The organism is Streptomyces griseorubiginosus (genome assembly GCF_017614965.1).
Lineage (GTDB): Bacteria > Actinomycetota > Actinomycetes > Streptomycetales > Streptomycetaceae > Streptomyces > Streptomyces griseorubiginosus_B.
The window spans coordinates 37205-45325 of sequence record NZ_WVUG01000034.1; the positions used below are offsets into that span (position 1 = coordinate 37205).

Annotated in this window: 9 protein-coding genes and 1 pseudogene; 5 read left to right on the forward strand and 5 right to left on the reverse strand. The window is 70.0% G+C overall.

The window, feature by feature from the left end; genetic code table 11:
• Positions 1 to 88 precede the first annotated feature (88 nt).
• The 3 genes from GRC12_RS09740 to GRC12_RS09750 form a co-directional block, all read right to left on the reverse strand.
• Positions 89 to 637 (reverse strand): DinB family protein, encoded by a 549-nt coding sequence (locus GRC12_RS09740; protein WP_208778792.1) that lies wholly within the window; start codon positions 635 to 637, stop codon positions 89 to 91.
• A 107-nt stretch (positions 638 to 744) separates the two neighbouring features.
• Positions 745 to 2205, reverse strand: a complete 1461-nt coding sequence (locus tag GRC12_RS09745; protein ID WP_208778793.1) for an aldehyde dehydrogenase family protein — start codon at positions 2203 to 2205, stop codon at positions 745 to 747.
• A 112-nt stretch (positions 2206 to 2317) separates the two neighbouring features.
• The gene (locus GRC12_RS09750; protein WP_208778800.1) at positions 2318 to 3142 is read right to left on the reverse strand and encodes a helix-turn-helix domain-containing protein; all 825 of its coding nucleotides are present in this window, start codon (positions 3140 to 3142) and stop codon (positions 2318 to 2320) included.
• A 333-nt stretch (positions 3143 to 3475) separates the two neighbouring features.
• On the opposite strand from GRC12_RS09750, the gene GRC12_RS09755 reads away from it, so the two are divergent.
• Positions 3476 to 3988: an ATP-binding protein gene (locus GRC12_RS09755; RefSeq protein WP_208778794.1), complete on the forward strand. Its 513-nt coding sequence runs from the start codon at positions 3476 to 3478 to the stop codon at positions 3986 to 3988.
• 74 nt (positions 3989 to 4062) lie between these two features.
• Here the strand turns inward: GRC12_RS09755 and GRC12_RS09760 are convergent, their stop codons facing one another.
• Positions 4063 to 4317: a DUF397 domain-containing protein gene (locus GRC12_RS09760; RefSeq protein WP_133044265.1), complete on the reverse strand. Its 255-nt coding sequence runs from the start codon at positions 4315 to 4317 to the stop codon at positions 4063 to 4065.
• A gap of 415 nt (positions 4318 to 4732) precedes the next feature.
• Between GRC12_RS09760 and GRC12_RS09765 the strand changes: the two genes are divergently transcribed.
• Together GRC12_RS09765 and GRC12_RS09770 are read left to right on the forward strand one after the other, a co-directional pair.
• A complete protein-coding gene (locus tag GRC12_RS09765; protein WP_208778795.1) occupies positions 4733 to 5263 on the forward strand; it encodes a hypothetical protein in 531 nt (176 codons plus the stop codon).
• Positions 5264 to 5302: 39 nt separating this feature from the next.
• Positions 5303 to 5809 (forward strand): DUF4232 domain-containing protein, encoded by a 507-nt coding sequence (locus GRC12_RS09770; RefSeq protein ID WP_208778796.1) that lies wholly within the window; start codon positions 5303 to 5305, stop codon positions 5807 to 5809.
• A gap of 12 nt (positions 5810 to 5821) precedes the next feature.
• Here GRC12_RS09770 and GRC12_RS09775 read toward each other — a convergent pair whose 3' ends face one another.
• Entirely contained in the window at positions 5822 to 6934 is a 1113-nt protein-coding gene (locus GRC12_RS09775) for a DUF2786 domain-containing protein (protein WP_208778797.1), read from the reverse strand.
• Positions 6935 to 7030: 96 nt separating this feature from the next.
• Between GRC12_RS09775 and GRC12_RS09780 the strand changes: the two genes are divergently transcribed.
• Positions 7031 to 7762: a Clp protease N-terminal domain-containing protein gene (locus GRC12_RS09780; RefSeq protein ID WP_208778798.1), complete on the forward strand. Its 732-nt coding sequence runs from the start codon at positions 7031 to 7033 to the stop codon at positions 7760 to 7762.
• A gap of 5 nt (positions 7763 to 7767) precedes the next feature.
• Positions 7768 to 8121 (forward strand): annotated as a pseudogene (locus GRC12_RS09785) (bifunctional 3'-5' exonuclease/DNA polymerase); the annotation flags it as partial.

Genomic DNA, 8121 nt, shown 5'->3' on the forward strand with positions numbered 1-8121 from the left:
ACCTGGTAGCCGTGGGCCCGCCCGTGCCGGCGGACCGCGCCGAGCACGAGGAGACGGATCGCTTGACATGGGGGGGGACCCGGCTGGGTCAGCCCCAGCCGACGCCCTGCTCCTTGGCCACCAGCTCGAAGGCGGTCGCGCCGTCCAGCGACTCCCTGATGATGTCGGCGTGGCCGGCGTGCCGGGCGGTCTCGCGGATCAGGTGCAGACAGAGCCAGCGCACGGAGACCCGTCCCTCCGGCGGGAACCAGGGGTCGTTCGGCAGCGGGAAGGTGTCGTCGAGGCTCGGTACGGAACGGACGTACGCCTCGGTCTCTTCGGCGACCTTCTTCCAGTGGGCCAGCTGGGACTCGACCGTCTCGTCGCCGACGAGCTGGAAGGTCTCGTGCCAGTTGGACTCGTCCCGCCGGATCGCCGGCGGTTCCTGCTTGGCGCGCGCGATCCAGCTCTGTTCGACCTCGGCGACGTGCTTGAGCAGACCGGAGAGCGAGAGGTCACTGGCGCTGGGCTTGCTCGCGGCCTGCTCCTCGGTCAGTCCGAGCAGCGCCCGGCGGATGCCGCCGCGCTGCTCCTCGATGAACGCGAGCAGCGCTCCGCGCTCGTCTCCCCGGGCCTCCGCGGGAACGTGGGTGACCATGACCGGCCGCCTTTCGTCGGGTCCTGTGGGGTCGCCCCCTGACACCATGAAACTACGGGCCATCGAGGTCAGATCCTGTCCTCGATGACCCGCGCGACCGGACGAAATCAGAACGGGAAACCGCTGCGGCCGTGCTGCACCGAGATCCACTTCTGCGTGGTGAAGCACTCGACGGTCCCCTCGCCGTTCAGACGGCCGATGCCGGAGTTCTTCTCACCGCCGAAGGGGACGACGGGCTCGTCGTGGACGGTGCCGTCGTTCACGTGGAACATGCCGGTGTCGATCTGCTTGGCGAACTCGACCCCCCGCTCGATGTCACCGGTGTGGACGGCCCCGCTCAGGCCATAGGGCGTGTCGTTGACGATGCGTACGGCCTCCTCCTCGCCGTCGAAGGGGATGAGGAAGGCGACCGGGCCGAAGACCTCCTGGCGCAGCAGGGCCGAGTCGGCGGGGATGCCGGTCAGGACCGACGGCTCGACCAGGTTGTCGGTGGTCGTGCCGTGCACCAGGGCCGTCGCGCCCTCGCTGATCGCCTGCTGGACGACGGAGGAGACGGCGTCCGCCTGCGAGGAGTTGATGACCGGGCCGATCACCGTCTGCGGGTCGCTGGGGTCGCCGACCTTGAGGGTCCTGACCTTGGCGACGAACTTCTCGGTGAACTCGTCGGCGATGGAGCGGTCCACGAGCACGCGGTTGGCGGCCATGCAGACCTGGCCCTGGTGGACGTAGCGGCTGAAGACCGCCGCGTCGACCGCGTAGTCGATGTCGGCGTCGTCGAGGACCACGATGGCGCTGTTGCCGCCCAGTTCGAGGACCGAGCGCTTGAAGCTCGCGGCGCAGACGGTGGCGACGTGCCGGCCGACCTTGTCGGAGCCGGTGAAGGAGATGACCTTCGGGATCGGGTGCTCGATGAAGGCGTCGCCGATCTCGGCGATGTCCGTGATGACGACGTTGAACAGGCCGCCCGGCAGGCCCGCGTCCTCGAAGATCTTGGCGACCAGGGAACCGCCGGTGATCGGGGTGTTCTGGTGCGGCTTCAGGACGACGCCGTTGCCGAGCGCGAGGGCGGGCGCGACGGACTTGATGGACAGCAGGAAGGGGAAGTTGAAGGGGCTGATCACACCCACCACGCCGACCGGGACGCGGTAGAGGCGGTTCTCCTTGCCGTCGACCGGCGAGGGCAGGATCCTGCCCTCGGGGCGAAGCGCCCACTGGATCGACTCGCGCAGGAACTCCTTGGCCAGGTGCAGCTCGAAGCCGGCTTTCAGCCGGGTGCCGCCGAGCTCGGCGACGATCGCATCGGCGATCTCCTGCTCGCGCTCCTCGACCAGTCTGAGCGCCTTCTCCAGGACCGCGCGCCGGGTGTAGGGGTTGGTCCTCGCCCACTGCTTCTGGACGCGGGCCGCCGCCCGGTACGCCTCGTCCACCTCGTCGACCGTGGCTATGGTGATCGACGCCAACTTCTCGTTGTCGTACGGGTTGAAGTCGATGATGTCCCAGGAGCCGGTGCCCGGGCGCCACTCACCGTCGATGTACTGCTGGGCCAGGTCGGTGAAGTACGACGACATGTGATCCCCAAATCACTAGCAGACACACGATCAACGCCACGGTCTGATCACACGTCATCGTACGTGCGCGCCGCATGAGTTGGGGACGCGGAGCGAACTTCTGGGGAGAACCTCAGGAAAGCTGGAGGAGACCCCGCAGAAGGTCACGGCTCGCGTCCGGCCCCGGGCTGTCCCGCTGGAGCTCGGCCAGCGCCTTCTCGTACTGGGCGACGTCCTCGGCCTTGTCCAGATAGAGGGCGCTGGTCAGCTGCTCCAGGTAGACGACGTCGGTGAGGTCCGACTCCGTGAAGGACAGGATGGTGAACGCCCCGCTCTCGCCGGCGTGGCCGCCGAAGCTGAACGGCATGATCTGCAGCCGTACGTTCGGCTGCTCGGAGATGTCGATCAGGTGCTGGAGCTGACCGCGCATCACCTCCCGGTCGCCGTACGGGCGGCGCAGCGCGGCCTCGTCCAGGACGATGTGGAAGTCGGGGGCGTTCTCCGAGACGAGGTACTTCTGGCGCTCCAGGCGCAGCTCCACCCGCTTCTCGATGTCCGACTCGCTCGCGCCCTTCATGCCGCGCTTGACCACCGCGCGCGCGTACTCCGGCGTCTGCAGCAGCCCGTGCACGAACTGCACCTCGTAGGCGCGGATCAGCGAGGCCGCGCCCTCCAGGCCGACATAGGTGGGGAACCAGCTCGGCAGGACGTCCGAGTAACTGTGCCACCAGCCCGCCACGTTGGCCTCCCGTGCGAGGGACAGCAGCGAGGTGCGCTCCGCCTCGTCGGTGATGCCGTACAGCGTCAACAGGTCTTCCACATCCCGTGTCTTGAAGCTCACCCGGCCCAGCTCCATCCGGCTGATCTTCGACTCCGAGGCGCGGATCGAGTAACCCGCCGCCTCGCGCGTGATTCCGCGCGCCTCGCGCAGTCGCCTGAGTTGCGAGCCGAGCAGCATGCGCCGCACCACCGATCCGGGCTCTCCCACGCTCACGTTCGCCAGCCTCCCCAACGCCTTCAGGGGCCGAAGTCTGCCACTAAAACACTCCGAGCAGTACTCGTCCGATTACAGAGATGGAAAGAAGTCAAAGATTCTGCGCAGGCCGAAGGAAGGAGTTGGCAAGTAGCGGGAGAGAAGATGGCGGAAAAAATGACCAAGAAGCGGTACGGGAACGTCCAATTCGGTCACCTGCACGTGCATCTGCACCTTGCATCTGCACCGCGCATCCGAAACCATGGTCTCGCGCATCCGCTGCATCGCAACGACCGCGAATTCCCGGGAGTGCCTCGCATGGGGACGAATGGATCGACCATGCTCGAGCCGTTACGGCAGGGCCTTCCGCCGCTTGATCCCGCGGCCGTGTCCAACGCCGCCTCCTGCGCTCTGCCCGCCCGCTACGAAGCGGTGCGTGAGGCAAGGCTGTTCACCCGGAGAACCCTCGACCAGTGGGACGTCGGCGAGCGGTTCGACGACGTGTGCCTGGTCGTCTCGGAACTGGTGACCAACGCCCTGCGGCACGCCCTGCCCGCGGGCGCGGTGTGCTCGGTGGAGCAAGTGCCGCTCGTGCGGCTGCACTTGATGCGGTGGACCGAGCGGCTGGTGTGCGCGGTCCGCGATCCCAGCCAGGACTCTCCCGTGGAGCGGGAGACCGAGGACTTCTCCGCGGAGTCCGGGCGGGGGCTGTTCCTGGTCGACTCCTTCGCCGACAGCTGGGGCTGGCACCCGCTGGCCGGCACGCTGAGCGGCAAGGTCGTGTGGGCCCTGTTCCGGCTGCCGCAGGTCCAGCAGGCGTCCGCCGAGTGAGCTTCACGGACGCGGCGTGACGCGCTGTCTCTACGCGCGTCACCCAGCCGGGTCGCAGGTCGGCGGCCCGGTTCTCAGCCGGCGACCAGGTGGTCGAACTCCCCGTCCTTGACGCCCAGGAGCATCGCCTCGATCTCGGCGCGGGTGTAGACCAGGGCCGGGCCGTCGGGGAAGCGGGAGTTGCGGACGGCGACGTCACCGCCGGGCAGCCGGGCGAACTCCACGCAGGAACCCTGGGAGTTGCTGTGCCGGCTCTTCTGCCAGGCCACCCCGTCCAGCTCCGTGGCCGCCATGCCGTTGTACACGTCGTTGTACACGTCGTGGTCCACAGGTCGCTCCCTGGTGGTGCGGTGGCCTTGGGGCCAGTGATGCAGTGGTCAACTGACCCGGATCATAACCCTGTTCACGTGCAGATGCATGAGCAGATGCACGTGCACGGGGGGTGGTCCTGTGGTTACAGCTTTGACGACTCCTTTACCGGGCCGATCGGCGTCTTCCCCGAAGCCCGGCGGACATCCCCCGTCCACTAGGAACAGACGCACTGGGAGCCGTTCCTGTTCCACCGTTCAGGCGGTCGCGCGGAGCGTATGCGGCGCTCGCGTGGCTCAGCAGGGGGTACGCAAGTCCTGCCACGAAGTCTCACAGGCGCTCCCCATGGCATCGACGGGTGCGGCTGGTAGCTTGCTGCGGCCGGTCGGACGGCCGGCCGGCCGTTCACGGTCCGCTAGAGCTTGGGAGCTACCAGTGACTACGGCGACCTTCCCGCGTCCCTCTCGTACGGCGCCGCGTCGGCCGGTGCGGATCGCCGCGGCCGCCGCGGTGCTCGCGGGCGTGCTCGCGCTCAGCGCGTGCAGCGGCGGTGGCGGCTCCAAGGACGACTCGTCGGCGAGTCCCTCCTCGGCCGCCTCGTCCTCCGGCGCCGTAACGGGCGGCTCCAGCGGTACGTCGACCACCGCGTCCGGCGGTCTGCAGGGCAGCTGGCTCGCCACCACCGACGGCAAGGCGGTGGCGATGGTGATCACCGGCAAGCAGGCCGCGCTCTTCTCCACCGGCGGCAGTGTGTGCAGCGGGACCGCGGGCAAGGAAGCGGGCATGCAGATGATCCATCTGACCTGCACGAACGGCGACAAGAAGCGGGCCACCGGGATGGTCGACTCGGTCTCCGGGAGCGCGCTGAAGATCACCTGGTCGGGGGCGCTCGGCAAGGAGACGTACACCAAGGCGGAGGGTGGCAAGCTGCCGTCCGGGCTGCCGACGGCCGGTGCGGGGCAGTAGGTTCGGCGGCGTCACGCCCCTGATCACCAGAGGAACCACATGCGCACCACCCCGCTCGCCGTCGCGGCCCTCGCCTCGGCCCTGCTCCTGACCGCCTGCGACAGCAACGGCGGCGGTGACGACGGCGACAAGAACAAGACCGAAGCCGGGTGCACGGTCGGCGTCTCGGTCGCCGCCAGCGCGGCGCCGTCGGCCGGGGACACCGGCGACGTCACCGTCACGGTCACCAACCGCGGCACGAGCTGCACGCTGAACGGCTTCCCGGGCGTCGACCTCGTCGCCGGTGACGCCTCGAAGACGGTCCCCGCCGACAAGAGCGCGAAGCCGGCCAAGCTGACGCTGGCCAAGGACGCGACGGCCTCGTTCACGATCACGTACACGCGCGGTGAGGCGGGCGGCAAGCAGAGCCTCGCGGTGAAGACCGCGAAGTTCACCCTGCCCGGTTCCACCGTCGCCCACAGCTTCGCCTGGTCCTACGGCGATGTCGTCCTCAAGGGTGATGCCCCGGAAGCGTCGGTGACGCCTCTCACGCAGGCCGGCGACTGACGGGCCGCCCGCTCACGGCAGCCGCGGCCGGGCCCCCACCTGGGCCCGGTCGGCGGCCTCGGCACCCTCGCTCCAGCCCGCCGCGTCGGTCACCCCGCGCAGCCGGCTCGTGGTCGTCCTCGGGAACATACGGTCCGTCTCGGTCGTGACGGCGACCTCGCGGGAGGCGAGTACCGGCAGCAGGTCGTCGGTGACCTGGATCTCGGCGGCCTTCCCGAGACGGGTGCCTATGCGGTGGGCGTAGGCCGCGAGGAAGGACTGGCGGAAGGTCTTGGTGCGTCTGCGGCCGCCGGCGCGCTGGGCCGCCTCTGCCTTCGTCATCGCGTGCGTGGCCTGGACGAGGAGCGAGGTGTAGAGCAGTTCGACCACCTCCAGGTCGGCGGCGAAACCGACGACCGTGGAGAAGCCGAAGGGTTCGTTCCACACCGCACGGCAGTGGTTGGCGGCCGCCACCGCGTCCAGGAGGACCGCCTTCGCCTGTTCGTACGGCGGCTCGACCCCGATCCGCCAGGCGCCGGGGGTGTCCGCCGTGGGCGTCCCGGCCGCGAGGAGCGCCTCGTCGATGCTGTGGCGGGCGGTGAGTTCCTGCGCCTTGGCGGTGAGGGCCTCCGCCTCCTCAGGGAAACCGGTCGCCTCCGCCTTGGCCAGCAGCGCGCGGATGCGGGCCAGCATGCGGGACTCGGGGCGGGCGGCCGGCGTGCGGGCGGGCTCGTGCTCGTCGAGCGGCTCCAGGGACGGCAGGCGCAGCAGCAGCCGGTACAGCTCCAGGGCGGTGGTCGCGTGCGTGAAACGGTCGGCGCCGGCGGGCGGTTCCTCGGTGAGCTCCTCCACCTGGGCCCTCCAGCGGGGGCCGCGGGGGCGGTCGTCCGGCGACTGCGCGCGGATCAGTGCCGACACCAGCCGCACGTGCGCGTCCTCCAGCTCTCGCCGCACGATCCGTACGACGTCGGCGGGCTGCCAGCCGCGCTGCCAGGTCGAGGCCACGAACTCCCGGCCCCGGCGCGCCAGTTCCCCGTCCGCGGCCGGGTCGGCGGCCAGCAGGGAGGCGCCGGTGTCGAGGGCGGTGTCCGACTCGGCGTAGAGGGCGGCCCGGAAGGCACGGTCGACGGTACTGGCTGTACTCACCCCTCGATCGTGACACGGGGCACTGACATCGATGGAGCTCCCGGCAACTGTCAACCAACGGTTGACACTCCTCCACTGTCAACCTAAGGTTGACACATGTCGACGAATCCGACCACGTCATCCGTACGTCTCGACGACCTCATCGCGGCGATCAAGAAGGTGCACTCCGAACCCCTGGACCAGCTCCAGGACGCGGTCATCGCCGCCGACCACCTCGGCGAGGTGGCCGACCACCTGATCGGCCACTTCGTGGACCAGGCCCGCCGCTCGGGCGCGTCCTGGACCGATATCGGCCAGAGCATGGGCGTCACCCGCCAGGCCGCGCAGAAGCGGTTCGTGCCGAAGGAGTCCACCGACCTCGACCCGAACCAGGGCTTCGGCCGGTACACGCCGCGTGCCCGCAATGTCGTGATGGCCTCGCACAACGAGGCCAAGGCCGGGCCCCACACGGAGGTCGTGCCGGCCCACCTGGTGCTCGGCCTGCTCGCCGAACCGGACGGGCTGGCCGCCAAGGCGATCACCGCGCAGGGCGTCTCCCTGGACGCGGTGCGCGAGGCCGCGCGGGCCGCGCTGCCGCCCGCCGCCGAGCAGGGCCCGGAACTCGTGCCGTACGCCTCGGACGCCAAGAAGGTCCTCGAGCTCACCTTCCGCGAGGCCCTGCGTCTGGGCCACAACTACATCGGCACCGAGCACATCCTGCTCGCCCTGCTGGAGTTCGAGCACGGCACCGGGGTGCTGTCCGGCCTCGGGATCCGCAAGGAGACGGCGGAGACCGAGCTGGGGAAGCTGCTGGAGGGATATCTGCAGGCCCCGCCCACCGCGGGCTGAGGCCGTTGTCAGACCCTCCTGCCACACTCGCAACCATGACCGACCGCTGGGCGCTCGCTCCGGCCGAGGACGGTGGCGTGGAGATCGCCCCCCTCGGTCCGGACGGGCTGCTCGCCGGACCCGTGCGCCGCGAACCGGACCTGGCGGCGGCCGTGCGGGGGCGGCCGGAGGTAGCTCGCTGGGTGTGGCGGTCCACGGCCGAGGTGTATCCGCGCCTGCTCGCCGCGGGGGTGCGAGTCGAGCGGTGCTACGACGTCGAGGACGCCGAGACCCTGCTGCTGGGCCACGAGGGGCGGCACGGCGAGCCCCGCTCGGCGGCCGCCGCCCTGGCCCGGCTGCGCGGCGGCCCCGTACCCCCC